The sequence below is a fragment of the Frigoribacterium sp. PhB160 genome, from assembly GCF_003751785.1.
Taxonomy (GTDB): domain Bacteria; phylum Actinomycetota; class Actinomycetes; order Actinomycetales; family Microbacteriaceae; genus Frigoribacterium.
In genome coordinates this window covers 1,709,528-1,734,587 of the sequence record NZ_RKIE01000001.1, presented here as the reverse complement: position 1 = coordinate 1,734,587, position 25,060 = coordinate 1,709,528, and the positions used below count along the sequence as shown (strand labels likewise).

The 25,060-nt window shown below is 73.3% G+C and carries 24 protein-coding genes; 14 read left to right on the top strand and 10 right to left on the bottom strand.

What is annotated here, in order from left to right; genetic code table 11:
* Nucleotides 1-44: 44 nt before the first annotated feature.
* Nucleotides 45-1,517: an NCS2 family permease gene (locus tag EDF38_RS08220; protein ID WP_123354779.1), complete on the top strand. Its 1,473-nt coding sequence runs from the start codon at nt 45-47 to the stop codon at nt 1,515-1,517.
* A gap of 73 nt (nt 1,518-1,590) precedes the next feature.
* Entirely contained in the window at nt 1,591-2,073 is a 483-nt protein-coding gene (locus EDF38_RS08215) for a VOC family protein (protein WP_123354778.1), read from the top strand.
* A 70-nt stretch (nt 2,074-2,143) separates the two neighbouring features.
* On the opposite strand, the gene manD is transcribed toward EDF38_RS08215, so the two are convergent.
* The 4 genes from manD to EDF38_RS08195 form a co-directional block, all read right to left on the bottom strand.
* Nucleotides 2,144-3,382 carry a D-mannonate dehydratase ManD gene (gene manD / locus EDF38_RS08210; RefSeq protein WP_123354777.1) on the bottom strand — a complete coding sequence of 413 codons (1,239 nt, stop codon included), beginning with the start codon at nt 3,380-3,382 and terminating at the stop codon, nt 2,144-2,146.
* A gap of 114 nt (nt 3,383-3,496) precedes the next feature.
* A complete protein-coding gene (gene map / locus EDF38_RS08205; protein ID WP_123354776.1) occupies nt 3,497-4,270 on the bottom strand; it encodes a type I methionyl aminopeptidase in 774 nt (257 codons plus the stop codon).
* Nucleotides 4,267-5,085 (bottom strand): EI24 domain-containing protein, encoded by an 819-nt coding sequence (locus EDF38_RS08200; RefSeq protein WP_199734611.1) that lies wholly within the window; start codon nt 5,083-5,085, stop codon nt 4,267-4,269. The genes map and EDF38_RS08200 overlap by 4 nt, the downstream gene beginning before the upstream one ends.
* A 17-nt stretch (nt 5,086-5,102) precedes the next feature.
* The gene (locus tag EDF38_RS08195) at nt 5,103-5,951 is read right to left on the bottom strand and encodes an aldo/keto reductase (RefSeq protein WP_123354775.1); all 849 of its coding nucleotides are present in this window, start codon (nt 5,949-5,951) and stop codon (nt 5,103-5,105) included.
* 170 nt (nt 5,952-6,121) lie between these two features.
* Between EDF38_RS08195 and EDF38_RS08190 the strand changes: the two genes are divergently transcribed.
* Nucleotides 6,122-7,414, top strand: a complete 1,293-nt coding sequence (locus tag EDF38_RS08190; protein WP_123354774.1) for an MFS transporter — start codon at nt 6,122-6,124, stop codon at nt 7,412-7,414.
* Between the two features lie 128 nt (nt 7,415-7,542).
* Here the strand turns inward: EDF38_RS08190 and EDF38_RS08185 are convergent, their stop codons facing one another.
* Together EDF38_RS08185 and EDF38_RS08180 are read right to left on the bottom strand one after the other, a co-directional pair.
* Complete coding sequence (locus tag EDF38_RS08185) at nt 7,543-8,415, bottom strand: aldo/keto reductase (protein WP_123354773.1); 873 nt, start codon at nt 8,413-8,415, stop codon at nt 7,543-7,545.
* 13 nt (nt 8,416-8,428) lie between these two features.
* Entirely contained in the window at nt 8,429-9,400 is a 972-nt protein-coding gene (locus EDF38_RS08180) for an aldo/keto reductase (RefSeq protein WP_123354772.1), read from the bottom strand.
* A gap of 127 nt (nt 9,401-9,527) precedes the next feature.
* On the opposite strand from EDF38_RS08180, the gene EDF38_RS08175 reads away from it, so the two are divergent.
* The 4 genes from EDF38_RS08175 to EDF38_RS08160 all read left to right on the top strand — a co-directional run bounded on the left by EDF38_RS08175 (nt 9,528) and on the right by EDF38_RS08160 (nt 12,658).
* Nucleotides 9,528-9,911 carry a PGPGW domain-containing protein gene (locus EDF38_RS08175; RefSeq protein WP_123354771.1) on the top strand — a complete coding sequence of 128 codons (384 nt, stop codon included), beginning with the start codon at nt 9,528-9,530 and terminating at the stop codon, nt 9,909-9,911.
* 89 nt (nt 9,912-10,000) lie between these two features.
* Complete coding sequence (locus EDF38_RS08170; protein ID WP_123354770.1) at nt 10,001-10,942, top strand: nuclease-related domain-containing protein; 942 nt, start codon at nt 10,001-10,003, stop codon at nt 10,940-10,942.
* Between the two features lie 88 nt (nt 10,943-11,030).
* Entirely contained in the window at nt 11,031-11,417 is a 387-nt protein-coding gene (locus EDF38_RS08165) for a VOC family protein (protein ID WP_123354769.1), read from the top strand.
* 344 nt (nt 11,418-11,761) lie between these two features.
* Nucleotides 11,762-12,658: an NUDIX domain-containing protein gene (locus EDF38_RS08160; RefSeq protein WP_123354768.1), complete on the top strand. Its 897-nt coding sequence runs from the start codon at nt 11,762-11,764 to the stop codon at nt 12,656-12,658.
* An 89-nt stretch (nt 12,659-12,747) separates the two neighbouring features.
* Here EDF38_RS08160 and EDF38_RS08155 read toward each other — a convergent pair whose 3' ends face one another.
* Nucleotides 12,748-14,202, bottom strand: a complete 1,455-nt coding sequence (locus tag EDF38_RS08155) for a S1C family serine protease (protein ID WP_148061464.1) — start codon at nt 14,200-14,202, stop codon at nt 12,748-12,750.
* Between the two features lie 229 nt (nt 14,203-14,431).
* Here EDF38_RS08155 and EDF38_RS08150 point away from each other — a divergent pair, with 229 nt between their 5' ends.
* The 3 genes from EDF38_RS08150 (at nt 14,432) to EDF38_RS08140 (ending at nt 16,396) form a co-directional block, all read left to right on the top strand.
* Nucleotides 14,432-14,992 carry an FHA domain-containing protein gene (locus EDF38_RS08150; RefSeq protein ID WP_123354766.1) on the top strand — a complete coding sequence of 187 codons (561 nt, stop codon included), beginning with the start codon at nt 14,432-14,434 and terminating at the stop codon, nt 14,990-14,992.
* On the top strand, nt 14,992-15,693 hold the full coding sequence (locus EDF38_RS08145; protein WP_123354765.1) for a MerR family transcriptional regulator: 702 nt from the start codon (nt 14,992-14,994) through the stop codon (nt 15,691-15,693). Before EDF38_RS08150 ends, EDF38_RS08145 begins: the two co-directional genes overlap by 1 nt.
* A 157-nt stretch (nt 15,694-15,850) precedes the next feature.
* Nucleotides 15,851-16,396, top strand: coding sequence for a MerR family transcriptional regulator (locus EDF38_RS08140; RefSeq protein ID WP_123354764.1), 546 nt, complete (start codon nt 15,851-15,853; stop codon nt 16,394-16,396).
* A gap of 118 nt (nt 16,397-16,514) precedes the next feature.
* Here EDF38_RS08140 and EDF38_RS08135 read toward each other — a convergent pair whose 3' ends face one another.
* On the bottom strand, nt 16,515-17,327 hold the full coding sequence (locus tag EDF38_RS08135; protein WP_123354763.1) for a ParA family protein: 813 nt from the start codon (nt 17,325-17,327) through the stop codon (nt 16,515-16,517).
* A 124-nt stretch (nt 17,328-17,451) separates the two neighbouring features.
* Here EDF38_RS08135 and EDF38_RS08130 point away from each other — a divergent pair, with 124 nt between their 5' ends.
* Nucleotides 17,452-17,949: a peptide deformylase gene (locus EDF38_RS08130; RefSeq protein WP_123354762.1), complete on the top strand. Its 498-nt coding sequence runs from the start codon at nt 17,452-17,454 to the stop codon at nt 17,947-17,949.
* Between the two features lie 18 nt (nt 17,950-17,967).
* Here the strand turns inward: EDF38_RS08130 and EDF38_RS08125 are convergent, their stop codons facing one another.
* The gene (locus tag EDF38_RS08125; protein ID WP_123354761.1) at nt 17,968-19,824 is read right to left on the bottom strand and encodes a long-chain fatty acid--CoA ligase; all 1,857 of its coding nucleotides are present in this window, start codon (nt 19,822-19,824) and stop codon (nt 17,968-17,970) included.
* A gap of 103 nt (nt 19,825-19,927) precedes the next feature.
* Between EDF38_RS08125 and EDF38_RS08120 the strand changes: the two genes are divergently transcribed.
* The 3 genes from EDF38_RS08120 to EDF38_RS08110 all read left to right on the top strand — a co-directional run bounded on the left by EDF38_RS08120 (nt 19,928) and on the right by EDF38_RS08110 (nt 23,022).
* The gene (locus tag EDF38_RS08120; protein WP_123355118.1) at nt 19,928-20,878 is read left to right on the top strand and encodes an ROK family glucokinase; all 951 of its coding nucleotides are present in this window, start codon (nt 19,928-19,930) and stop codon (nt 20,876-20,878) included.
* A 30-nt stretch (nt 20,879-20,908) separates the two neighbouring features.
* Nucleotides 20,909-21,598 (top strand): 1-acyl-sn-glycerol-3-phosphate acyltransferase, encoded by a 690-nt coding sequence (locus EDF38_RS08115; protein WP_123354760.1) that lies wholly within the window; start codon nt 20,909-20,911, stop codon nt 21,596-21,598.
* Nucleotides 21,599-21,693: 95 nt separating this feature from the next.
* Complete coding sequence (locus tag EDF38_RS08110) at nt 21,694-23,022, top strand: class II 3-deoxy-7-phosphoheptulonate synthase (protein ID WP_123355117.1); 1,329 nt, start codon at nt 21,694-21,696, stop codon at nt 23,020-23,022.
* A 65-nt stretch (nt 23,023-23,087) separates the two neighbouring features.
* Here the strand turns inward: EDF38_RS08110 and pknB are convergent, their stop codons facing one another.
* The gene (pknB, locus tag EDF38_RS08105) at nt 23,088-25,031 is read right to left on the bottom strand and encodes a Stk1 family PASTA domain-containing Ser/Thr kinase (protein WP_370275617.1); all 1,944 of its coding nucleotides are present in this window, start codon (nt 25,029-25,031) and stop codon (nt 23,088-23,090) included.
* Nucleotides 25,032-25,060: the final 29 nt, after the last annotated feature.

Sequence of the window (25,060 nt, the reverse complement as noted above, 5' to 3'; positions counted from 1 at the left end):
AGCCGTGCGCGCCCCCGTCGCCCCCACCCCCTCGGAGCCGCTCTATGTCGTCCACCGCGCCCTCGGGCACCCGCACGCCGCGACCCGGCACCGTCGGCACGCTCGACCGCTACTTCGAGATCACGGCCCGCGGCTCGAGCTGGGCCCGCGAGGCCCGCGGCGGCATCGTCACCTTCGTGACCATGGCTTACATCGTCATCCTCAACCCGCTGATCCTCGGCGGGTTCAGCGCCGACCAGGCGGCGACCGACGTCGTGGGCGGCTGGCTGCAGAACAGCCAGGTGGGCGCGGTCACCGCCCTCACCGCAGGCGTCATGACGATCCTCTTCGGGGCCGTCGCGCGCCTCCCGTTCGCCTTCGCGGCCGGGCTCGGCATCAACTCGTTCCTCGCGGTGAACGTCGTGCAGGACGTCACCTGGCCCGAGGCGATGGGCCTCGTCGTGATCAACGGGCTGATCATCACGATCCTCGCCGTGACGGGCCTCCGCGGCCTGATCTTCAACGCCGTCCCGGCGGCGCTCAAGACGGCCATCACCGTGGGCATCGGCCTGTTCATCGCGTTCATCGGCCTCGTCGACTCCGGCTTCGTCCGCACCAGCGGCCTCGCGTCGCCGCCCGTGCAGCTCGGCAGCGAGGGATCGATCGCGACCCTGCCGACCATCACGTTCGTCATCGGCCTCGTGGTCATCGGGGTGCTCATGGCCCGCCGGGTGCGCGGCGCGATCTTCATCGGCATCGTCGCCACGACCGTCGTCGCCATCGTGCTGCAGGCGATCTTCCAGGTGCCGACCTCGAACGGCCAGAACCTGGACGACTGGAACCTCAACGCGCCCGTCGTGCCGACCCAGATCGTGGCCCTGCCCGACCTGTCGCTCGTCGGCGACGTGAGCTTCGGGGCCTTCGCGCGCATCGGCTGGCTGTCGGGCGTCATGCTCGTCTTCACGCTCGTGTTCACGAACTTCTTCGACGCCATGGGCACGATGACCGGGCTCGCGAAGGCGGCCGACGTCGCCGACGAGAAGGGCACCTTCCCGCGCCTGCGCAGCGCGCTCATCATCGAGGGCGTCGGCGCGGTCGCGGGCGGCGCGACGAGCTCGTCGTCGAACACCGTCTTCGTCGAGTCGGCCTCGGGCATCGGCGAGGGCGCCCGCACCGGCTTCGCGTCGGTCGTGACGGGCGTGCTGTTCATCCTCGCGATGTTCTTCACGCCGCTGACCCAGGTGGTGCCGCTCGAGGTGGCGGCGGCCGCGCTCGTCATCGTCGGCGCGCTCATGGTGTCGCAGATCAAGGACATCGACTGGACCGACTTCAGCGTCGCCCTGCCGGTCTTCCTCACGATCGTCGTCATGCCGCTGACCTACTCGATCGCGAACGGCATCGGCGTCGGCTTCGTGAGCTGGGTGCTCGTCCGCGCGTTCTCGGGCCGGGCCCGCGGCATCAGCCCGCTGCTCTGGATCGTCGCCGCCGGCTTCGTCGTGTTCTTCGTCCGCGGGCCGATCGAGGCGCTCTTCGCCTGAGCCCCACGGGGGTCTAGCCTGGGCGCCAGCGACCGGCACCGACGCCGACGCGACCGACACGAGGAGGCGCACCGTGCCCCGCATCACCCCCGTCCTCTGGTTCGACGGCGAGGCCGAGGCCGCAGCCCGGTTCTACGTCTCGCTCTTCCCGGCGTCGCGCGTCGTCGACGTCTCGCGGTACCCCGACGACTTCCCCGACCCGGCTCTCGCCGGCCGGGAGCTCGTCGTCGACTTCGAGCTCGACGGCCAGCCGTTCCAGGCCCTGAACGGCGGCCCCGGGTTCACGCCCAACGAGGCCGTCTCGCTGTCGGTGCCCGTGGGCGACCAGCCCGAGGTCGACCGGCTGTGGGACGCCCTCGCGGCCGACGGCGGCCAGGAGGGCCGCTGCGGCTGGGTGCGCGACCGATGGGGATTCTGGTGGCAGATCGTCCCGTCGGTCATGGGCGAGACCCTCGGCGGGTCCGACCCCGCCGGGGCCGGTCGGGCCATGCAGGCGATGATGGGCATGGGCCGGCTCGTCGTCGCCGAGCTGTGCGCCGCGTACGCGGGGGAGTGACCCGGGGACGGGACGGCCGTGCCCGGCCGCCCCGCGCCTCCGGCGCCCCGGGACGATCACGGCGGAGGCGTCACCAGTCGTGCACGGTCCCGTCGGCGAGGCGGTTGTACGGCAGGTAGGCCTGCTCGTACGGGTGGGCGGCGGCCGCCTCGAGGTCGAGCTCGACGCCGATGCCCGGCTGCTCGCCCGGGTGCAGCATGCCGTCGACGAAGGTGAAGCTCTGGCGGAAGACCTCGTCGGTCCGCGCGCCGTGCTTCATGTACTCCTGGATGCCGAAGTTGTGGATCGCGAGCCCGAGGTGCATCGCCGCGGCCATGCCGACCGGCGAGATGTCGGTCGGCCCGTGCATGCCCGACTTGATCTGGTACTGCGCCGCGTAGTCGAGCACCCGGCGCAGGTGGGTGATCCCGCCGGTGTGGGTGACGGCGCTGCGGACGTAGTCGATCAGCTGCTCGCGGACGATCTGCTGGTAGTCCCAGACGGTGTTGAAGATCTCGCCGATCGCGAGCGGGGTCGTCGTGTGCTGGCGCACGAGCCGCAGCGCCTCGGGGTTCTCGGCGGGCGTGACGTCCTCGAGCCAGAAGAGGTCGTACGGCTCGAGGCTCTTGCCGAGCGACGCGGCCTGGATCGGCGTCATGCGATGGTGGCCGTCGTGCAGCAGCGGGATCTCGGGGCCGAACTCGTTCCTGACCGCCTCGAACACTGTCGGCACGTGGCGGAGGTACGAGCGCGTGTCCCAGTCCTCCTCGTTCGGCAGGGCCCCGCGCTGAGCGGGTTCGTGGTCGTAGCGGACGCCCGCGTTGGCGTCGAACGTCGCGTTCGAGGCGATGCCGTAGATCGACGTCAGCCCCGGCACGCCGGTCTGGACGCGGATCGCCTTGTAACCCTGCTCCTGGTGGTCGCGCACGCTGTCGAAGAGCTCCTCCAGGTCCTTGCCGGAGGCGTGGCCGTAGGTGAGCAGGCCGGTGCGGGAGGCGCCGCCGAGCAGCTGGTAGAGCGGCATGCCGGCGACCTTCGCCTTGATGTCCCAGAGGGCGACGTCGACGGCGGCGATCGCGGCCATGGTCACCGGGCCGCGTCGCCAGTAGGCGCTGCGGTAGAGGAACTGCCAGGTGTCCTCGATGTTCCGCTCGTCGCGGCCGATCAGCAGCGGGACGACGTGCTCGCGCAGGTAGGCCACCACCGCGAGCTCGCGGCCGTTCAGCGTGCCGTCGCCGAGGCCGGTGACGCCGTCGGTCGTGGTGATCTGCAGGGTGACGAAGTTGCGGTCGGGGCTCGTGACGACGACCTCGGCCCGCTCGATCGTCACGAGCGTGCCTCCCGGCTCGCCGTGCCGGCGGGTGCGGGGGCGGACGGGGTCACGGTGTCGTCGTCGTCGAGGCTCACCTCTCCGTCGTACCCCGTCGGCGCCGCGGGCGCCCGCTCAGGCCGGTCGCTGCGTCAGCACCTCGACGCCGTCCTCGGTGACGGCGACGGTGTGCTCGCTGTGGGCCGTGCGGCAACCGGTCGAGCTGCGCAGCGTCCAGCCGTCGTCGTCGGTGACGAGCACGTCGGTGTCCTGCATGACCCACGGCTCGATCGCGAGCATCAGCCCGGGTCGCAGTCGGTAGCCGCGGCCGGGTCGGCCGTCGTTCGCGACGTGCGGGTCCTGGTGCATGGTCGAGCCGATGCCGTGGCCGCCGAACTCGAGGTTGACGGGGTAGCCCTCGCCGGTCAGGACGCTGCCGATCGCGTGCGAGAGGTCGCCGACGCGGGCGCCGGGCCGCACCTCCGCGATCGCCGCGGCGAGGGCGCGCTCGGTCGTCTCGATCATGGCGAGGTCCTCGGGGCGGGCGGTCGTCCCGACGACGGTGCTCAGGGCCGAGTCGGCGGCGACTCCGTCGAGCACGACCGCGAGGTCGAGCGTGAGCAGGTCGCCGTCGCGGAGGGCGTAGTCGTGGGGGAGCCCGTGCAGCACCGCGTCGTTGACGGCCGTGCACACGTAGTGGCCGAAGGGCCCGCGCCCGAACGAGGGCGCGTAGTCGACGTAGCACGACGTGGCCCCGGCCTCGACGATCATCTGCCGGGTCAGCTCGTCGAGCTCGAGCAGGTTGGTGCCGACGGTCGCCCGTCGCTCGAGCTCATGCAGGATCTCGCCGACGAGACGGCCGGTCTCGCGGGCGCGGGTCAGCTCGGCGGGGGTGAGGATCTCGATCACGGGTGGGGCCTCTCGGGTCGTGCGGCGGACCCGTCGACTCTACTTTCGTCGGGCCGGGTCGCCTTCCCGTCGCCGCCCGCCACGTCGCGGACGAGCAGGGTCGCCCCCGCCACCGCGGCGGGCATGACCACCACGGCACCGAGCGGGACGAAGAACGACAACCAGGTCGCCGTGCCGAACCCGAGCGTGCGGGCCCGTCGGAGGCCGAGCTCCCGCCGACGCTGTCGCAGGGTCCGTCCGCGGGCGTCGAAGGCGTAGCCCGTCAGCTCGACGGCCAGGAACCACCCGCCCGTCAGCGCCGCCGTCACCGGCACGACCGTCTGTCCCACCACCGGCACGAAGCCGCCCACGAAGAGAAGCAGGCCGACCGCGCCGGTGGCGAGCAGCAGCCGCACCGAGTCGCCGAGGCCGCGGCCGAGCCCGCGCCAGAAGCCGGTGTCGACCTCGGGCGGCGCGTCGCCCTCCCGCTGCTCGACGTGCCGCCAGATCCGCTCGTAGAACGGGTCGCCGACGAGCAGCGTGACCGCGGTGAAGGTGAACACGGCCAGCAGCACGGCGAGGGCGGCGATCGCCAGGCCGGTCGCGACCCGGGCCGTCCTGGCGGCCCAGCCGGGCCAGTCCGAGGCCCACGGCGTGAGGACGACGGCCCAGTCGTCGGCGAAGCCGTTCACGACGACGAGCAGGCCGACGAAGACGGTGCCGACGAGGAGGGCCGGCACGGCACCCAGCAGCATGAGCCGGGGCGACGTTCCCCAGAGGCGCAGCCCGCGGCCGAGGAACGCGACCCCCGAGCCGAACTCGCGCAGCGCCGACACCTCGCCGCGTCCCCGGCTCAGAGCATCTCGAGCGGCGTCGCCCCGGCGGGTGCCGGGAACTCCCGCTCGAGCTGCACGAAGGCCTGGTCGTCGATGTCGAGTTCGCGGGCGGCTGCGTTCTCGCGGGCGTGCTCGGCCGTGCCCGCCTTGACGACGGCGAACGCGTCGGGCACGAGCCGCAGCACCCAGGCGAGGGCGAGCTGCGCGGCGGTGACGCCGAGGTCGGCGGCGACCGAGGCGACGAGCGGGTGCCGGGCGAGCTCGCCCTGCTCGACCGGCGAGTAGGCCATGAGCGGCAGGCCGTCCGCACGGAGGCGCGGCAAGAGGGCGTGCTCGGGCCCACGGCGACCCAGGTTGTAGAGCACCTGGTCGGTCTGCGGCCCGCTGGTCGAGCCGCCGCCGGTCGCCGCGGCGAGGTCGTCGAGGTCGTCGACGTCGAAGTTGCTGACGCCCCAGCCGCCGACCGCGCCCTCGGCGACCAGCGCCTCCATCGCCTCGACCGTGTCGGCGAGCGGGTGGCCGCCGCGCCAGTGCAGCAGGTAGAGGTCGAGGTGGTCGGTGCCGAGCCGCTCGAGGCTGGCGTGGCAGGCGTCGACGGTGCCCCGTCGCGACGCGTTGCCCGGCAGCACCTTGCTCACGAGGAAGACCTCGTCGCGGCGCCCGGCGATCGCTTCCCCGACGAGCTGCTCGGAGCGGCCCGAGCCGTACATCTCGGCGGTGTCGACGAGCGTCAGCCCGAGGTCCAGGCCGGTGCGCAGGGCCTCGAGCTCGGCGGGGCGGCGGCGCGGGTCGTCGCCCATGTTCCAGGTGCCCTGGCCGAGGGCGGGCGCGGTGGTGCCGTTGGGGAAGGTGACGGTGGCGGGCATCGCCCCAGTCTGCCCTCGAGGCCGGGCGGCGTCCGGCCGCGCCGGGGCACGGGCGGGGGAATGCCCGGCGGTCGGTGCACGTTCTGCAGACTTCGACGGCTGTCGTGCAGCCGCCCCTCGACGACGAGGCGACCCCGTCCCGGACCCGACCACGAGGAGGCGCGCCCCGCGTGCACACCGCAGCCCACCCCACGATCCCGGCCCCGGCCCCGTCCTCCGACCCGGTCGCTCCGCCCCGCGGCCCCGCCGGCCTCGTCACGTACGCGCTGACCCTGCTCGTCCTCGTGGCGAGCGGCTCGGCGCCGTCGCCGCTCTACCCCGTGTACCAGGCCGAGTGGCACCTCTCGCCGCTGGCCCTCACGGTCGTCTTCGCGGTGTACGTCGCCGGCCTCCTCGCGACGCTGCTCACCGCGGGCCGCCTCTCCGACCACGTCGGCCGGCGCCCGCTCGTGCTCGCAGGCCTCGTCGTCTCGGTCTCGGCGATGCTCGTGTTCTCGGTCGCGACCGACGAGGCGACGCTGATCACGGCGCGCGTGCTCCAAGGCCTCGCGATCGGCCTCGCGACCGGTGCCCTCGGCGCGGGCATGATCGACCACCAGCCCGCCTCGAGGCCTGCGCTGGCGGCCTTCCTCAACGGCGTGACGCCGCCCGTCGCCCTCACGGTCGGCGCGGTCGCGAGCGGCCTCCTCGTGCAGTTCGGGCCGTGGCCGCAGCACCTCGTCTACCTCGTGCTCGCCGGGGCCATGGTCGCCTGCGGCGTCGCGGTCGCCGTCACGCCCGAGCGGGTGCCCCGCAGCCGCGGGGCGCTCCGCTCGCTCGTGCCGTCGCTGCGGGTGCCGGGCGAGGCACGACGGGTGTTCGTCGCCGTCGTCGGCTGCATGATCGCGAGCTGGGCGCTCGGCGGGCTCTTCCTCGCCTTCATCGGCACGGTGCTGCACACGACCTTCGGCTTCGCGAGCCCGGCGCTGACCGGCGCCGCGATCGGCCTCTTCACGGGCACCGGCGCCCTCACCGGCGTCGCCATCCAGCGCGCGGACGCCCGGCGCAGCCTCGGGGTCGGGGTCGTCGCCCTCGTCCTCGGCCCGGTCGGCCTCGTCGCCGCGATCTGGACCTCGTCGCTGCCGCTCTTCGTCGTCGCGGCCGTCGTGGGCGGCGTCGGCTTCGGCGCCGGGTTCCAGGCGGGCCTCCGCCTCGTCCTCGCCGAGGCCCCGGCCGACGCCCGCGCGGGCGTCCTCTCGAGCGTCTACGTCGCGAGCTACCTCGCCTTCGGCGTGCCGAGCGTCCTCGCCGGCGTCTTCGTCCCCACGGCCGGCATCGCGACGGTCCTCACGGCGTACGGCGCGTTCGTCGTCCTCGCCGCGGTCGTCGCCGCGGTGCTCCAGCGGGCCGCCCGTCGGGCCCGCACGGCCGAGCTGCGCGCCGACGTCGTCGACCGGGAGCACCGCCGGGCCCAGGCCCGCTGACCGCCCGGCCCGGGCCCCGCGGCGCCGGGGCCGAGCACACGAGGAGGCGCGCCCCGGCCCTGGCCGGAGCGCGCCTCCTCGCTGTGGTCCCGTCGGCACCGCGGGGCTCGCCCGCCGTGCCGTGCGGGTCAGCCCGCGACCGCGGCGTCGAGCCGCTGCACCTCGTCCGACGACAGCTTGATCGTGGTGGCCGTCGCGGAGTTCATGATCGTCTGCGGACGGGTCGACCCGGGGATCGGGATGACGAGCTCGCTCTTCGCGAGCTCCCACGCGAGGGTCAGCACCTGGGGCGTGATGCGACGGGCGTTCGCGATCTCGGCGAAGACCGCGTGGCGCGAGCCGAGGTCGGCCGCGTTCGTGATGCCGCCGAGCGGGCTCCAGGGCAGGAAGGCGATGCCCATCTCGTCGCAGGCGACGAGCTCCTCCTCGCTCGAGGTGAACGCGGGGGAGTACTGGTTCTGCACCGAGACGAGCCGCCCGTCGAGCACCTCGTTCGCCTCGCGGATCTGCGCCACGGTGGCGTTCGAGATGCCCGCCATGCGGATCACGCCCTCGTCGAGCAGCTCGGCCAGGGCACCGACCGAGTCGGCGTAGGGCACCGCCGGGTCGGGCCGGTGGAACTGGTACAGGCCGACGGCGTCGACCCCGAGCCGCTTCGCGGAGGCGCGCGCCGCCTCCTTAAGGTAGGCCGGGTCGCCGTTCTGGGCCCACGAGCCGGCCTCGGGGCGGAGGTGGCCGCCCTTCGTGGCGACGAGCACGTCCGACGTGTCGCCGTGGAAGCTCGCGACCGCCTTCGCGACGAGCAGCTCGTTGTGGCCGACCTCGTGCGTGCCGGGCTGGTGGTAGGCGTCGGCGGTGTCGATCAGGGTGATGCCCTGCTCGAGCGCCGCGTGGATCGTCGCGATGCCCTGCTTCTCGTCGGGCCGCCCCTCGATCGACAGCGGCATGCCGCCCAGGCCGATCGCGCTGACGGTGACGTCTCCGATGGTGCGTGTCTTCACGGTGTGCTCCTCGTTACCAGGCGTAGTCCTCGGGCGACGTGTCGTGCCCGGGGAAGATCTCGTCCAGCCGCGCCAGCGCGGCCTCGTCCAGCCGCACGTCGACCGCGGCGACCGCGGACTCGAGCTGCTGCATGGTGCGGGGGCCCGTGATGGGCCCGGTGACGCCCGGCTGGTGCAGCAGCCAGGCGAGGGCCAGCTCGCCGGGCGCGGTGCCGTGCTCCCGGGCGAAGGCCTCGTACTGCTCGAGCTGCTCGCGGTGCTCGGCGACGTACTCGGCGCTGCGGCCCTCGAGGCGGCGCGAGCCCTCCTCGGTCTTCTCGATGACGCCCCCGAGCAGGCCGCCGTGGAGCGGCGACCAGGGGATCATGCCGAGCCCGTAGGCCCGGGCGGCGGGCAGGGTCTCGCGCTCGACGTCGCGGACGATGAGGTTGTAGATCGACTGCTCGCTGACGAGGCCGGTGAAGTGCCGCGACCTCGCGGCCTCCTGCGCCTGGGCGATGTGCCAGCCGGCGAAGTTGCTGCTGCCGGTGTAGAGCACCTTGCCCTGCTGCACGGCGACCTCCATGGCCTGCCAGATCTCGTCCCAGGGCGTCTCCCGGTCGACGTGGTGGAACTGGTAAAGGTCGACGTGGTCGGTCTGCAGCCGCGTGAGGCTCTCGTCGAGGGCACGTCGGATGTTCAGCGCGCTGAGCTTGCCGCCGTTGGGCCAGTCGCTCATGTCGCCGTACAGCTTCGTGGCGATCACGGTCTTCTCGCGGCGACCGCCGCCCTTCGCGAACCACCGCCCGATGATCTGCTCGGTGATGCCCTCGCCCTTCGCCCATCCGTAGACGTTCGCGGTGTCGAAGAAGTTGACGCCCAGCTCGTGGGCCCGGTCCATGATCGCGTGCGAGTCGTCCTCGGTGGTCTGCGGCCCGAAGTTCATCGTGCCGAGCACCGCCCGCGAGACGGACAACCCCGTGCGTCCCAAGTGTGTGTAGTCCATGCACCCTGGCTACGCCTCCCGGGCCCCGCCCGCTCCCAGGATCGTCACCGGCCTCGTCCCCTCCTCGCACAGCCCGCCCGCAGGAGGCGCGGTGCGGCTTGCCAGCCCGCCTCCCTACGATCTCCCCATGACCCACACCCCGCCGACACCGCCGCGCGACGAGGCGACCCCGCCCGGGGCGGCCGGCCACGGCCGCTGGGCGGCCACCCGCAGGCGCTGGCAGGAGCGCCGGGCGGCCCTCGAGCACCGGCCGCACCTCCGTCGAGCCTGGAAGGTCGGCGTGGCGGTGATCGGCGTCCTCGTCATCGTCGTCGGGCTCGTCCTGGTCCCGTTGCCGGGACCCGGCTGGCTCATCGTCTTCCTCGGCGTCGCCCTGCTCGGCACGGAGTTCCCCGCGGCCCACCGCATCACGCAGTGGGTGCGCGGCCTCGCGCACAAGGCGCGGCTCCGCTGGCGGGCCTGGCGTGCGGCCAGGGCGGCGCGCTCCGCCCGCGTCTCGGCGACGGACTGACCACCGCGTCGACGCGTCCCTGACCGGGTCGGCCCCGCGGGCCCTGCCGGTCGGCGGCGCCCCAGGCGGCGCCCGGTATCGTCGTCCTCGTGACGCCCAGCCCCGCCTCCGCCACCCCCTACGAGGTGCTCGGCGTCCCGGCGACGGCCACCGACGACGACCTCCGGCGGGCGTACCGCCGCCTCGCGCGGGCGACCCATCCCGACCTCGGGGGCAGCGCCTCCGCGTTCCGCTCGCTGCAGCTCGCCTGGGAGCAGGTCGGCACGCCGGAGGCGCGGGCCCGCTACGACCGCGGCCGTCCGACCCAGCGTCCCGGCTCCGGCACCGCGGGGCCCGGCACCGTCCCGTTCACCTGGGGCCCGCCGACGCCCGGCCCGCACCGCACCGACTCGAAGCCGCGTGCCCGCGTGCACGGCCACCCGGGCGGCGCGAACCGGGAGCGCTACCTCTCGCTCATGCGCGAGTGGGTCGGCCGCGGGGTGCCCCTCGACGACCCCTACGACGAGTCGCTCGTGCGCAGCGCCCCGCCGGAGATCCGGCACGTCCTCGCCGACGCGCTCTCGGAGGAGGCCACGGTGGCGGTCGTCACCGAGCTCGGCATCGGCTTCACGGTCTGGAGCGACGTCGACGCGGGGCCCGAGGGCAAGCTCGACCACATCGTGCTCGGCCCCTCCGGGCTGTTCGCCGTCCAGTCGTCCGACTGGGGGAGCGAGGTCGCGGTCGTCCGCGGCGAGCTCGTCGGCGACGGGATCCCGGTCGACGAGCAGCCGGTCCGCGACCTGACGCGCCAGGCCCGGGCCGTCCGCAAGGAGACCCGCGTCTCGTTCACCCACCACCTGATCGTCGTGCCCGACGACGACTTCGGCCCCGCCCTCGAGCAGGTCGGCCGCGGGCGCCGGGGCACCTGGGTGCTGCGGCGGTCGCTGCTGCCGCAGGTGCTCCGCCACGGTCCCGAGCTCGGCGACCGCACGTCGCTCTCCGACGTCTTCGAGGTGCGTGAGCGCCTCCAGCAGACCGTCCGGTTCGTCTAGGCGCGACTCCGTCCCATCGTGTGCGCCCCGGGGTGGACCGACGTCGGCGGGCGGGGGCAGACTGGCCCCACCGACCGAGGAGGACCCGATGTTCCGTCCCACGAGTGCCTACAGCGGCATCAGCGTCGACGACGTCGACGCGGCCGTCGCCTTCTACGGGGGCGTGCTCGGCCTCTCGGTGCGCGTACTCGCGTCGGGGCAGATGGCCCAGCTCGAGCTGCCCGGTTCCGACGTGCCCGTGCTCGTCTACGGCAAGCCCGACCACGTGCCCGCCACCTTCACGGTGCTGAACTTCGTCGTCGACGACGTCGACGCGGCGCTCGACGACCTGGCCGCCCTCGGGGTCGAGCCGACGGCCGGCGGCGAATGGGCCGACGAGCGCCAGGTGCTGCGCGGGCGCGAGCGCGGCATGGGTCCCGACATCGCCTGGTTCGCCGACCCGGCGGGCAACGTCTTCTCCGTCCAGCAGCAGTGAGCGGGTCCTCGGCGCGTCCGGGCCTCCCGTCGCCGACGGAGACACCGGGGTGAGAGGCTGGCCCAGCATCGGGTCCCGGACCAGCCCCCCGGTCTCTTTCGGAGGCCTCCCGGCATCGGTTGGGTGCCCACCGGCATCCACCCGTCGCCGCCGCCGACCGATCGACGTCCCGCGCCCGGCCGACACGCGGCTCCGGCAGGCCACCCGGGCGCCGACGGCGATCCACCGCACGACCGCCCGCACGACCGAGGAAGAGACATGACCCGACACGACCAGCCCGCCCGCGGCGGCCTCCGCACCGGCGGGCGACGCAGCCGTCCCGACGCAGGCCCGGTGACCCCGGCGTGACCGTCCACGGACCCGCCGACGGTTGGGTCGAGAGCCCGGAGGGCCAGAAGTACTGGGGGCGCGCCGGGGCGGCGGGCCTCCTCGTCGTCGACGAGCGGGACCGCGTGCTCCTCCAGCACCGTGCGGTCTGGAGCCACCACGGCGGCACGTGGGGCCTGCCGGGCGGCGCACGCGCCTTCGGCGAGACCGCCGTCGAGGGCGCCCTCCGGGAGAGCGGCGAGGAGGCGGCCGTCCCGGCCGACGCCCTCCGTCTCGTCTCCGAGTCGGTGCTCGACCTCGGCTTCTGGTCGTACACGACGGTCGTCGCCCGGGCCGAGCGCCCCTTCGAGCCCGTCATCTCCGACGCCGAGAGCCTCGAGCTGCGGTGGGTCCCGCGGGCGGAGATCGCGTCGGTGCCCCTCCACCCGGGGCTGGCCGGCTCGTGGGCGGGCCTCGACGCCCAGCTCGACCTCGACGTGCACCTGGTCGTCGACGCGGCGAACGTGGTCGGGTCGCGGCCCGACGGCTGGTGGCGCGACCGCGCCGGCGCGACCCGGCGCCTCCTCGACCGGCTGGTGGCCCGCGAGGTGGATGGCCTCCCGGCCGACCTGGTCGTGCCCGCGCCCACCTCGTCCGACGCCTCGGGCGCGGCGACGTCGTGGTGGCCCCGGGTGACCGTCGTCGTCGAGGGCGCCGCCCGGGCCGTGACCGACGACGACCTCGGTCGCGTCCGCCTCGTCCGCGCCGAGGCCGACGGCGACGCGGCCGTCGAGGCCGTCGTCGACGAGCTGCGGGCGTCGTCGCCCTCGCCCCGGGTCGTCGTGGTCACGGCCGACCGCGGCCTGGCCGCGCGGGTCGAGGCCCGGGGCGGCGTCGTGGTCGGCCCCGGCCGGCTGCTGTCCGCCCTCGACTGAGGGCCGGCCCGGGACGGGCCCCCGCCGCACGCACGAGACGGCGGTCGCGCCTCCCGGTGGAGGGCACGACCGCCGTCGAGGCGCGGGGGCTAGGCCGCGGGGCCGTCGCCCAGCGTGACCGACTGCGTGTGCGAGGCACCCGCAGCGTCGGTCCACGCGATCGACACCTGGTCGCCCGAGGCGTGGGCCTGGATCGCCGCGGTCAACGAGGAGGCGCTGGTCACCGCGGTCCCGTCCACTCCCGTGATCGTGTCGCCGGCCACGAGGCCCGCGCTCTCGGCCGCGCTGCCCGCGACCGTGCCGGCGATGACGACCCCGGTGCCCGTGCCGCTCGTCGTGCCGTCGATCTGCGCGCCCAGGAAGGCCGGCAGCCCGATCTGGATCGTCGAGCTGGCCTGGCCCGCCTCGATCTGCTTGGCGATGGCCATCGCGTCGTCGATGGGGATGGCGTAGCCCGTGATCGGCGTCGTGCCCGAAGAGGCGGCCGTGACGATGCCGACGACGTCGCCGTCGGCGTCGCGCAGCGGGCCGCCCGAGTCGCCGGAGACGACGTCGGACTGGACCTCGATGAGGCCCGACAACGACTCGCTGCCCGAGCCCGACTCGCTCCGCACCTGGATGGCCTGGTCGGTCGCCAGGACGGTCCCGGTCGCGGTGACGAGGTCGCCGGTGCCGCCCGCGTTGCCGGTGGAGTGGACGGCGTCGCCCGTCGCGACGTCGCTCGACGTGTCGAAGGTGGCCGGCGTCAGCCCGCTCGCGTCCTGCAGCTGCAGGACGGCGACGTCGTTCGTCGCGTCGGTCCCCACGACGTCGGCCGTGTAGGTGCGGCCGGTCGTCTCGTCGGTGACCTCGATGCTCGTGGCGCCCTGGACGACGTGGTTGTTCGTGAGGATCAGGCCGCCGGCCGTCATGATCATGCCCGTGCCCGCCGACTTGTACGAGTCGTCGTAGTTCAGGGTCGACACGATGGTGACGACGCCCTGGGTCTCCTCCGCGGTCGCGGCCGTCGCGGCGGTCTCCGACGAGCCCGTGCCGCCCTGGGTCTCCTGCTGCTGCGGTGTGCCGGTGCCGCCCTGCGTGCCGCCGAAGGGGGAGGTGGCGTCGCCCGACTGCGGCCCGAGCAGCTGGGGGGCGAGCTCGAGGGCCTGCTGCTGGCTGGCGGCGGTGGCCGCGGCACCGGCGGCGGCCACGCCGGCCGCGTTGCCGACGGCCCAGGCGCCCGCGCCGGCCCCGCCGACCCCGACGACGATCGCGGCGGCGGCGCCGGTGAGCACCATCCAGCGGCGTGGACGACGACGGGCGGCCGCCGGGCCCGAGAAGGTCGGGGGGACCGGTGCCGTGCCGGGAGCGGACATCCAGGTGGGGGCCTGCGGCTCGGGGGAGCTCTGCTGCGACACGTACCGTGCGTCCGAGGAGCCGGTCACGTGCGGGAGGGCGTGGGCGGACGTCGGCGGGGCGTCGGCGGGCGTCGGCCGGGGGGCGGCGTCGTGGGGGGTGGTGTCCGGGCCGGTGCCGTTCGTGGCGTCGCTCTCTCGGTCGTTCATGGTGGCCTCCTGGGGCTCGTGGTTCGTGATGACCACAGAACTGCCTCTCCCCAAGGAATCCCTATGACGAGTCTCGGAGCAGGCGGGGAGTTCCGTGAGGAGCGACCCGGAGGCGCGGCCTCCCGTCCTCCCCGCGACGGACCGGGGTCCTCCCGGGGTCGCGCCGTCCGAGAAACGTCCTCGACGACCCGTGTAGTTCCGATACGCTGGACGCCGAAGGAGGTTCACGATGGCAGAGCCCGCAGGCCACGTCCCCGACGCCGACCGCCCCGGCGATCAGACGTCCGGCAGCCCCACGACCGGAGACGGCGTGCCCGTCACCGAGCCCTCGACCCGGCAGTTCGGCGTCGGCGGCCCCCGCGAGGTCGACACGACCCTCAGCTTCAACGAAGAGTTCCAGGCGCAGCTCGCGGCGCTCGAGGGCGGCGTGTCCACCGACGAGCGCGACGCCGTCTCCGCCCTCCCCTCCGGCTCGGCCCTCCTCGTCGTGCGCCGCGGCCCGAACATCGGCGCGCGCTTCCTCCTCGACTCCGACGTCACCGTGGCGGGTCGCCACCCCGAGGCCGGCATCTTCCTCGACGACGTGACGGTGAGCCGCAAGCACGCCGAGTTCCGTCGTCAGGGCACCACCTTCAGCGTCCGCGACCTCGGGTCGCTCAACGGCACCTACTTCGACGGCGTGCGCATCGACGAGGCCCTCCTCAGCGACGGCGCAGAGGTGCAGGTCGGCAAGTTCCGGCTCACCTTCTACGCGTCGCGGGTCGACCTGGCCCACCTGGCGCTCGGGTAGTGACCCGCACCGCCGCCGCCCGGTCGTCCCAGGCCGGGCCGTCCGACCTGTTGACGATCGGGCAGGTGCTCGCCCGGCTGAAGCCGGAGTTCCCCGACCTCAGCAACAGCAAGCTCCGCTTCCTCGAAGAGCGCCAGCTCGTCACGCCGATCCGCACGCCGTCCGGCTACCGCAAGTTCTCGTCGGCCGACGTCGAGCGCCTCCGGTTCATCCTCGGGCTGCAGCGCGACCACTACCTGCCCCTCAAGGTCATCCGCCAGCACCTCGACGACCTCGACGCCGGTCGTCCGACCGGCCTCCCCGCGGGCTCGGCCCCGGTGTCGCTCGTCACGTCGGCCACGCGCCGGCTCGGGCGCGACGAGCTGCTGCGCCGCACGGGCGCGTCCGCGAGCCTCCTCGACGACGCGGTGAGCGCCTCCCTCATCTCTCCGTCCGACGCCTACGGCGACGACGCCGTCACCATGCTCTCGGCCCTCGTCGAGCTGGCGCGATCGGGCATCGAGCCGCGTCACCTGCGGGTCGTCCGGGCCGCGGCCGAACGCGAGCTCGGGCTCATCGAGAACGCCCTGGCCTCGGTCTCGAGGCGTCGTGACGCGGCGGGCCGCGCCCGCGTCGCGGAGCAGTCGCGAGAGCTCGCGGCGCAGCTCGACGTCGTCCGCACGACGCTCGTGCGCACGGCCCTCGACGGCCTCGACACGTAGACGTCGCGTCCGTCGAGGAATATCCTCGACACGCCGACCCCTCGGAGCGGATGTCGCCTGGTCGACCGCCCGACATGGGTACGTTGGACCTTGTCGAACCATCAACTCGATGTTGAAGGTTCTGAGGTCACGACGAAGAACAGTGGAAGGCAGCTGCATGAGTGAGTCAGGTTCCCCCGAGGAGAACCGCTACGAGCTGGGCCTGCTGTTCACGGACGGCATGCCCGACCTCGACGCCGACAACGGCTACCGCGGCACGGTCGCCGCGCGCGCGGCCGGCATCAGCTACCGCCAGCTCGACTACTGGGCCCGCACCGGCCTCGTCGAGCCCACGATCCGCGGCGCCGCGGGCTCCGGCTCGCAGCGACTCTACGGCTTCCGCGACATCCTCGTGCTGAAGCTCGTCAAGCGCCTCCTCGACACCGGCATCTCGCTGCAGCAGATCCGCACGGCCGTGAACCAGCTCCGCGAGTCGGGCGTCAGCGACCTCGCCCAGACGACCCTCATGAGCGACGGCGCGAGCGTCTACCTCTGCACCTCCGACGACGAGGTCATCGACCTCGTGAGCCGAGGCCAGGGCGTCTTCGGCATCGCCGTCGGCAAGGTGCTCCGCGAGGTCGAGACCAGCCTCGTCGAGCTCGACAGCACCCCGGCGGCCGACCCCTCCGACGAGCTGGCCGCGCGGCGCACCCGCGCCAGCTGAGCCTCGCCACGGCGTCGACGCACGCCGACGACGAAGGCCCCGTGCCGTCCTGTCGGACGTCGGGGCCTTCCTCGTGTGCGCCGCCGCGCCTCCCGGGGGAGGCATCGTCTGGACGCCGTCAGCGGGTCGCGGGCTCGGCGTAGTCGCCGATCTTCGCCGTGCGCATGATGCGCTCGAGCAGCTGGTCGAAGTTGCGCGCCATCTCCTGCGCGCTCTCGCCGGGCCAGGCGTGCAGCGGCTTCGCCGCGCCCTGGGCCTGCTGCAGCGACGTGCGCTCGGGCAGCTGCGGGCTGAGCACGAGCGGGCCGAACATGTCGCGCAGCTCCTTGATGCGGAACTGGTGCTCGATGGACTGCACGCGCGCCCGGTTCACGATGATGCCGAGGGGCTGGAGGCGCGGCGAGAGACCCCGACGGATCTCCTCGATGGCACGCAGGGCCCGGTCGGCGGCCGCGACGCTGAAGAGTCCCGGCTCGGTGACGACGGTGACGCGGTCCGACGCGGCCCAGGCCGTGCGGGTGAGGGCGTTGAGCGACGGGGCGCAGTCGATGAGCACGAGGTCGTAGTCGGCCTCGACGTTCGCGAGGGCCTCCTCGAGCTTCCAGATGTCTCGGATCGAGGGGTGCGGCCCGTCGAAGTTGATGGCCGAGGGGCTGCCGATCATGACGTCGATCTTGCCCTGACGCCCCTTGGTCCAGCCGCTCGGGGCGATGGCCGCGCGGACGGTCTTCTCCTTCGGCGACGCCAGGACGTCGGCGACGTTGAGGTGCCCGGCCACCGTGATGTCGAGGCCCGTGGAGACGTCGGACTGAGGGTCGAGGTCGACGACGAGGGTCCGGAGGCCCTTGGCGAACGCCGCGGAGGTGAGCCCGAGCGTCACGGTCGTCTTGCCGACGCCCCCCTTGAGAGAACTGACGCTGAGTACATGCACGACTCACACGATAGCTTCACCGCCGACGAAGCGCCTGCAGGCACGGCGGTCCGCACGGCATTCCGCGGCCTGGCCGCCCGTGCGCCGGTCGCGGGAGGCCGCCCGGACGTGGTGGAGTAGTGCGGTGACCGTTCGTGCCATCCGCCTCTTCGGCGACCCCGTCCTCCTATCCCCCTCGTCGCCCGTGTCGATCGGCGACCCCCGCCTCGAGTCGCTCGTCGACGACCTGCTCGACACCGTCCGCGAGCCGGGCCGCGCCGGGGTCGCCGCGCCCCAGATCGGCGTCGACCTCCGGGCCTTCAGCTACAACGTCGACGGCGAGGTCGGCTACGTGCTCAACCCGGTCGTCGTCGAGGCCTCGGGCGAGCACGAGCTCGTCGACGAGGGCTGCCTCTCGGTGCCGGGCTTCTGGTTCCCGACGCCGCGGTGGTCGTACGCCCGCGTCGAGGGACTCGACCTGGCCGGCGACCGGGTCGTGCTGGAGGGCACGGGGCTCATGGCCCAGGCCCTGCAGCACGAGACCGACCACCTCGACGGCACGTTGTACGTGCTCACGCTCGAGCCCGAGACCAAGCGCGAGGCCATGCGACAGATCCGCGCCAGCGACTGGTGGCGGCTCTGACGCCGTCGGCCGCCCGCCTCAGCGGGAGTGCCGCCCGGTCGTCGGAGCGGCGCTGACCGTCCGCACCGACTCCGTGTTCGGGAAGGTCGTGTAGAGCTCCGCGATCTGGGGCGCGAAGTCGCTGAGCACGACGCTCCGCTTGACGCTCATCTTCGGCGTCAGGTGGCCGCCGGCCTCGGTCAGCTCGACCGGCAGCACGACGAACTTGCGCACCGACTCCGCCCGCGACACGGTCGAGTTCGCCAGGTCGACCGCCCGCTGCACCTCGGCGAGCACGGCCGGGTGCGTCGCCGCCTCGGCCAGCGGCATGTCGGCGGCCTCGCCCGCGTTGTTGAGCCAGACGGGCAGCATCTCGGCGTCGAGCGTGACGAGGGCCGCGACGAAGGGCTTCTGGTCGCCGACGACGACGACCTGCCCGACGAGCGGGTTGGCGCGGATGGGGTCCTCGAGGGCGGCGGGCGCGACGTTCTTGCCGCCCGCCGTGACGATGATCTCCTTCTTGCGGCCCGTGATGGTCAGGTAGCCCTCGGCGTCGAGCGTGCCCAGGTCGCCGGTGCGGAACCAGCCGTCCTGCAGCACCGCGGCCGTCTCGGCCTCGTCGTGCCAGTAGCCGTCGAAGACGTTGACGCCCTTGACGAGCACCTCGCCGTCGTCGTCGACGCGGAGCGAGACGCCGGGCAGGGCCGGGCCCACCGTGCCGATCTTGAAGTTCGACGTGAGGTTGACCGAGGCCGGCGCGGTGGTCTCGGTGAGGCCGTAGCCCTCGAGGATGCGGATGTCGAGGCTGCGGAAGAAGTGCCCGAGCCGCGTGCCCAGGGGGGCCGAGCCCGACACGGCGTACCGGATGCGTCCGCCCATGGCCTTGCGCAGCTTGGAGTAGACCAGGCGGTCGAAGAGGGCGAACCGGAGGCGCAGGGCGAGGGGCACCTCGCCGGCGTCGAGGGCCTTGGAGTGCGCGATGGCCGTGGCGACGGCCCGTCGGAAGATGGCGCCCTTGCCGCCGGCCTCCGCCTTCTGCTCGGCGGAGTTGTAGACCTTCTCGAACACGCGGGGCACCGCGAGCAGGAACGTGGGCCGGAAGGAGGCGAGCGAGGGCAACAGCTGCTTCGTGTCGGCCTGGTGGCCCACCTTGACCCCGGCGTGCACCGACATGACGGCGATGAAGCGGGCGAACACGTGGGCGGTCGTGATGAAGAGCAGGGTCGACGACCCCGGCGCGACGACGTCGCTCATGGCCACCGCCGCGTTGCGGCTGGTCTCCACGAAGTTCGCGTGCGTGAGCATGCACCCCTTCGGCCGACCGGTCGTGCCCGAGGTGTAGATGATGGTGGCGAGGTCCGAGCCGGAGGCGAGCCCGCGCCTCCGCTCGATCTCCTCGTCGGGGACCGAGCGTCCCGCGGCGACGAGCTTGTCGAGGTCGCCCAGGTCGATCTGCCAGACGTCGCGCACGTCGGGCAGCTCGGGGTGCACCTCGTCGAACTTGGCGAAGTGGTCGGGGGTCTCGACGACGAGGGCGACGGCGCCGGCGTCGCTGAGGTTCCAGTGCAGCTGGCTCGGCGCGCTGGTCTCGTAGACCGGCACGAGCAGGGCGCCCGCGAACCAGGCCGCGAAGTCGACGAGGGTCCACTCGTAGCGGACGCGGCTCATGAGGCCGATGACGTCGCCGGGCTCGATGCCCGCGGCGACGAATCCCTTGGCCAAGGCGCGCACCTGGGCGAGGAAGTCGGCGGCGGTGACGTCACGCCACCCGCCGACGCCGTCGGGGACGGCGAAGAGGGCGGCGTCGGGGGTGGCGGCGGCCCGCTCGACCAGGAGGTCGGTGGCGTTCGCGGCGGGGTCGGGCTCGACGGCGACGGGTGTGGTGTGTTCGTTCACGGCAGCTCCTTCGGTACCGAACGACGGTGGTCGTCCAGCCTAGCGGGAGGCCGCCGCGCGGTGGTGCGGGCCCGCGCGGCGTGCGGAGATAGACTCCGTGACCGTGCAGGCAATAGGAATCGACATCGGCGGGACGAAGATCGCGGGCGGCGTGGTCACCGAGCTGGGCGAGATCGTCGCCGAGCGTCGGGTGCCGACGCCGGCGGGCGACGCCGGCGCCATCGTCGACGCGGTCGTCGAGATGATCCAGCAGCTCCAGGCCGAGCACCCCGACGTGGTCGCCGCGGGCGTCGCGGCCCCCGGCTTCATCGACGCGTCCCAGTCGACCGTCTACTACACGCCGAACATCGCCTGGCGCAACGAGCCCCTCCGGGCCCGTCTCTCCGAGCGCCTCGACCTGCACATCACGATCGACAACGACGCCAACGCCGCGGGCTGGGCCGAGTTCCGCTTCGGCGCCGGCCGGCTCGCCAGCGACATGACCATGCTCACCATCGGCACCGGCGTCGGCGGGGCGGTCGTGGCCCAGGACCGCCTGCTCCGCGGCGGCTTCGGCACCGGCGGCGAGCTCGGGCACATGCGCGTCGTGCCCGACGGGCTGCCCTGCGGCTGCGGCGCCCGCGGGTGCATCGAGCAGTACGGCTCGGGCCGCGCCCTGTTGCGCATGGCCGGCGAGGTGGCCGACCAGGGCGGCATCGGCAGCGCGCTGGCGGCCGTCCGCTCCGAGAAGGGCGAGCTGACCGGCCACGAGGTGAGCGAGCTGCTGAAGGCGGGCGACCCCGGCGCGCTCGAGGCCCTGCGCCAGCTCGGCACCTGGCTCGGCCAGGCCGCCGCCTCGCTCAGCGCGGTGCTCGACCCCCAGGTCTTCGTGTTCGGCGGCGGCGTCGCTCAGTCGGGCGAGCTGCTGCTCGCACCGGTGCGCAAGGCCTACCTCGAGCACCTGCCCGCTCGCGGCTACCACCCCGAGCCCGAGTTCGTCATCGCCGAGCTCGTCAACGACGCGGGCGTCGTCGGGGCCGCCGACCTCGCCCGGCTGCACGCGTCGAGCCGCTAGGCTCACCACGCTCGAGAGAGAGGGGCGCCGATGCTCTACTGGTTGCTGAAGACGTTCGTCGCCAGCCCGCTCATGCTGACGGTCTTCCGGCCGTGGGTGCGCGGCGCCGAGCACGTCCCCGAGTCCGGCGCGGTCATCTTCGCCAGCAACCACCTGTCGTTCGTCGACTCGATCTTCCTGCCGCTGGCGCTCGAGCGGCGGATCTCGTTCCTCGCGAAGAGCGACTACTTCACGGGCAAGGGCGCCAAGGGCTGGCTCACCCGGCTCTTCTTCACGGCGACGGGACAGCTCTCCATCGACCGCTCAGGCGGCAAGGCATCGGAGGCGTCCCTCGCCACGGGGCTGTCGGTCCTGGGTCGAGGCGAGCAGCTGGGCATCTACCCCGAGGGCACTCGCAGCCCCGACGGCCGCCTCTACCGGGGGCGCACGGGAGTCGCCCGCATGATCCTCGAGGGACACGTGCCGGTCGTGCCGGTCGCCATGATCGACACCGAGAAGGTCATGAAGACGGGCACCAAGATCCCCAAGGTCCGCCGGGTCGGCATCGTCTTCGGGGCCCCGCTCGACTTCAGCCGGTTCGACGGCATGGAGGGCGACCGGTTCATCCTCCGGTCCATCACCGACGAGATCATGTACGAGCTCGCGAGCCTCAGCGGCCAGGAGTACTCGGACGTCTACGCCTCCTCCGTCAAGGAGAAGCGCGTGGGCCTTTCGCGGTAGGCTCGCTCGTCGGGTCCGTTCGGCCCCGGCCCCGAACCGACGCAAGGAAGACCGTGGTCCAGATCTCCGAATCGTTCACCGCCATCGACGACGACGTGATCGACGGTCTCGACCAGTGGCGCACCCTGCCGATCAAGCAGCAGCCCGCCTGGTCCGACCCGGCCGCCCTCGAGGCGGCGTCGGCCGAGCTCGCGACGCTCCCTCCGCTGGTCTTCGCCGGCGAGGTCGACACCCTCCGGCGGCGGCTGGCCCTGGCCGCCGAGGGGCGTGCCTTCCTGCTGCAGGGCGGCGACTGCGCCGAGACGTTCGCCGGCGCTACGGCCGACCAGATCCGCGACCGCGTCAAGACGATCCTGCAGATGGCCGTCGTGCTCACCTACGGTGCGTCCATGCCCGTGATCAAGATGGGCCGCATGGCAGGGCAGTTCGCCAAGCCCCGCTCGAGCGACACAGAGACGCGCGGCGACGTGACGCTGCCCGCCTACCGCGGCGACATCGTCAACGGCTACGACTTCACGCCCGAGTCGCGCCAGGCCGACCCGGCCCGGCTCGTGAAGGGGTACCACACCTCCGCGTCGACCATCAACCTCATCCGCGCCTTCACGCAGGGCGGCTTCGCCGACCTCCGCCAGGTCCACTCGTGGAACAAGGGCTTCGCCGCGAACCCGGCGAACGCGCAGTACGAGCACCTCGCGCGCGAGATCGACAAGGCCATCCGCTTCATGGAGGCCGCCGGAGCCGACTTCGACGAGCTCAAGCGCGTCGAGTTCTACACCAGCCACGAGGGTCTCCTCATGGACTACGAGCGCCCGCTGACGCGCATCGACAGCCGCACCGGCGACCCGTACGTGCTCTCGTCGCACTTCGTCTGGATCGGCGAGCGCACCCGCGACCTCGACGGCGCGCACGTCGACTTCCTCTCGCGGGTCCGCAACCCCATCGGGGTGAAGCTCGGCCCGTCCACGTCGCCCGACGACATGCTGCGGCTGATCGACAAGCTCGACCCCGAGCGCGAGCCCGGTCGACTCACGTTCATCACGCGCATGGGCGCCGGCACGATCCGCGACGCGCTCCCGCCGCTGCTCGAGGCGATCAAGGGCGCCGACGCGACACCGCTCTGGGTGAGCGACCCCATGCACGGCAACGGCATGACGACCCCGACCGGGTACAAGACCCGACGCTTCGAAGAGATCATGGACGAGGTCAAGGGGTTCTTCGAGGCACACCGGGCCGCCGGCACCCACCCGGGCGGCATCCACATCGAGCTCACCGGCGACGACGTCACCGAGTGCCTCGGCGGCTCCGAGCACATCGACGAGGCCACGCTCGCGACGCGCTACGAGTCGCTCTGCGACCCGCGACTCAACCACATGCAGTCCCTCGAGCTCGCCTTCCTCGTCGCGGAGGAGCTGGCCGCCGACTGAGCCCGCCCCCATGACGACGGCCCGCCACCCTCGAGGTGGCGGGCCGTCGTCGTCGCGGGCCGGTGCTACTCGACGCGGTAGCTCAGGGCGATCGTGGCGCCTCGGAGCACGGTCGCCCCCTCGCCGGGATCGGTCGCCGTGACGGGGAGGCTCGCCTCCCAGTCGTAGAACGCGCAGGTGAAGTTCGTGCAGCGGTCGTACGAGACCTTCAGCCCGAGACCGCGCAGCTGGGCCGTCGCCGCGTCGATGGTCTGGCCCCGCACGTCGGGCAGCGTGATGGGCGCGGGGCCCTTCGACACCACGAGGTCGAGGGTCGCCCCCGGCACGACCGGGCCCTCGGCCTGCGCCGTGCTGCTGAGGACCGAGCCCGAGGCGACCGTGTCGCTGAACTCCGAGCCCGACTGGACGCCGGTGAGCTCGACCGCCTGCAGGGCGGCCTGCGCCTCGGCGAGGGGCTGGCCGGTGACGTCCGGCACCGGCCCGAGGGAGACCGTGAGCGTCACGGGCTGCTGCTCGCCGTACTGCGGCGTCGCCGACAGGTCGACCGCGGCCCCTGCTCCGTCGACGCCCGTGACGCCGAGGACGGTGCCCGCCGCCGCGTCGTCGAACTGACGCGCGTCGTCCTGGAGGGAGAACGCCGAGAGGGCCGCGCGGGCGTCGCTCTCGGACTGGCCGACGACGGCCGGCACGTCCAGCTGCTGCGGACCCTGCGACACCACGAGGGTGACGGGCACGTCGCGCTGGACGCGCGAGGCCGCCTCCGGGTCGGTCCGCAGCACCTGGCCCGACGGGACGGTGGGGGAGAAGTCGGTGGCGTTCTGCTCGGCGACGGTGAAGCCGGCCTCGCCGAGCACGCTGCTGGCGGCGGCGGGGTCCTGCCCCGCGACGTCGGGCACGGCGACGAGGCCGCCGGGGCCGGCGTTGAACCACCAGCCGACCCCGCCCGCGGCGAGGGCCAGCACGATGAGCAGCACGAAGAGGACGACCCCGCGTCGACGCCGACGCCCGGCGACCGTCGCGAGCCGCTCGGCGTTGTCCTCGGGCTCGCCGACGATCGGGCCGGTGCGGTGCCGGGCCTTCTGCAGCACCTGGGTCTCGTCGGTGGCGCCGCGCGGGATGACGGAGGTCGCGGCGGCGGCGCCCGCGGGCGGCAGGATCATCGTCTTCGCGAACGGCGCGCCGGTCGTCCCGGCGAGCGAGCGCTGCACGTCGATCAGCTGGTCGAGCAGCGCGCGGGCGTCGCGGGGGCGGTGCTCCGGGTCCTTCGCGGTCGCCCAGAGCACGAGCTCGTCCAGCTCGGCCGGGACGTCGGGGTTGGCCGTGCTCGGCGTCGGGACGGTGTCGTTGGCGTGCTGGTAGGCGATCTGCATCGGCTGCTCGCCCTTGTAGGGCTGCTCGCCGGTGAGCATCTCGTAGAGCATGATGCCGAGCGCGTAGATGTCGCTGCGGGTGTCGGCGATGCCGCGGGTGACGAGCTCCGGCGAGAGGTAGGCGATCGTGCCGAGCAGCGCGGCACCGGTCGCCGTGTTCGCCGTGGCGGCGCGGGCGAGGCCGAAGTCGCCGATCTTGATGCGGCCGTCGTCGGCCAGCAGCACGTTCTCGGGCTTGAGGTCGCGGTGGACGATGCCGGCGCGGTGCGCGGCGGCGAGGCCGGCGAGGACGGCCTCGAGGATGTCCATCGCCTGCTCGCTCGTGAGGACCTTGTGGTCCTGCAGCAGCTCTCGGAGCGTGATGCCCGGCAGGTACTCCATCACCAGGTAGGCGCTCTCGTCGTCCTGGCCCTGGTCGAAGACGTTGACGACGTTGGGGTGGGCGAGGCGGGCCGCCGAGCGCGCCTCCTGGATGAACCGCTCCTTGAAGGAGGCGTCGTCGGCCAGGTGGCCGTGCATGATCTTGATCGCGACGCGGCGCTCGAGGCGCAGGTCGGTCGCGAGGTAGACGGTGGCCATGCCGCCGCGGGCGATGCGCGACCGGACCTGGTACCGGTCGTCGATGAGCCGGCCGATCATCGGGTCAGTCTGGTTCACGCTCACCCGCG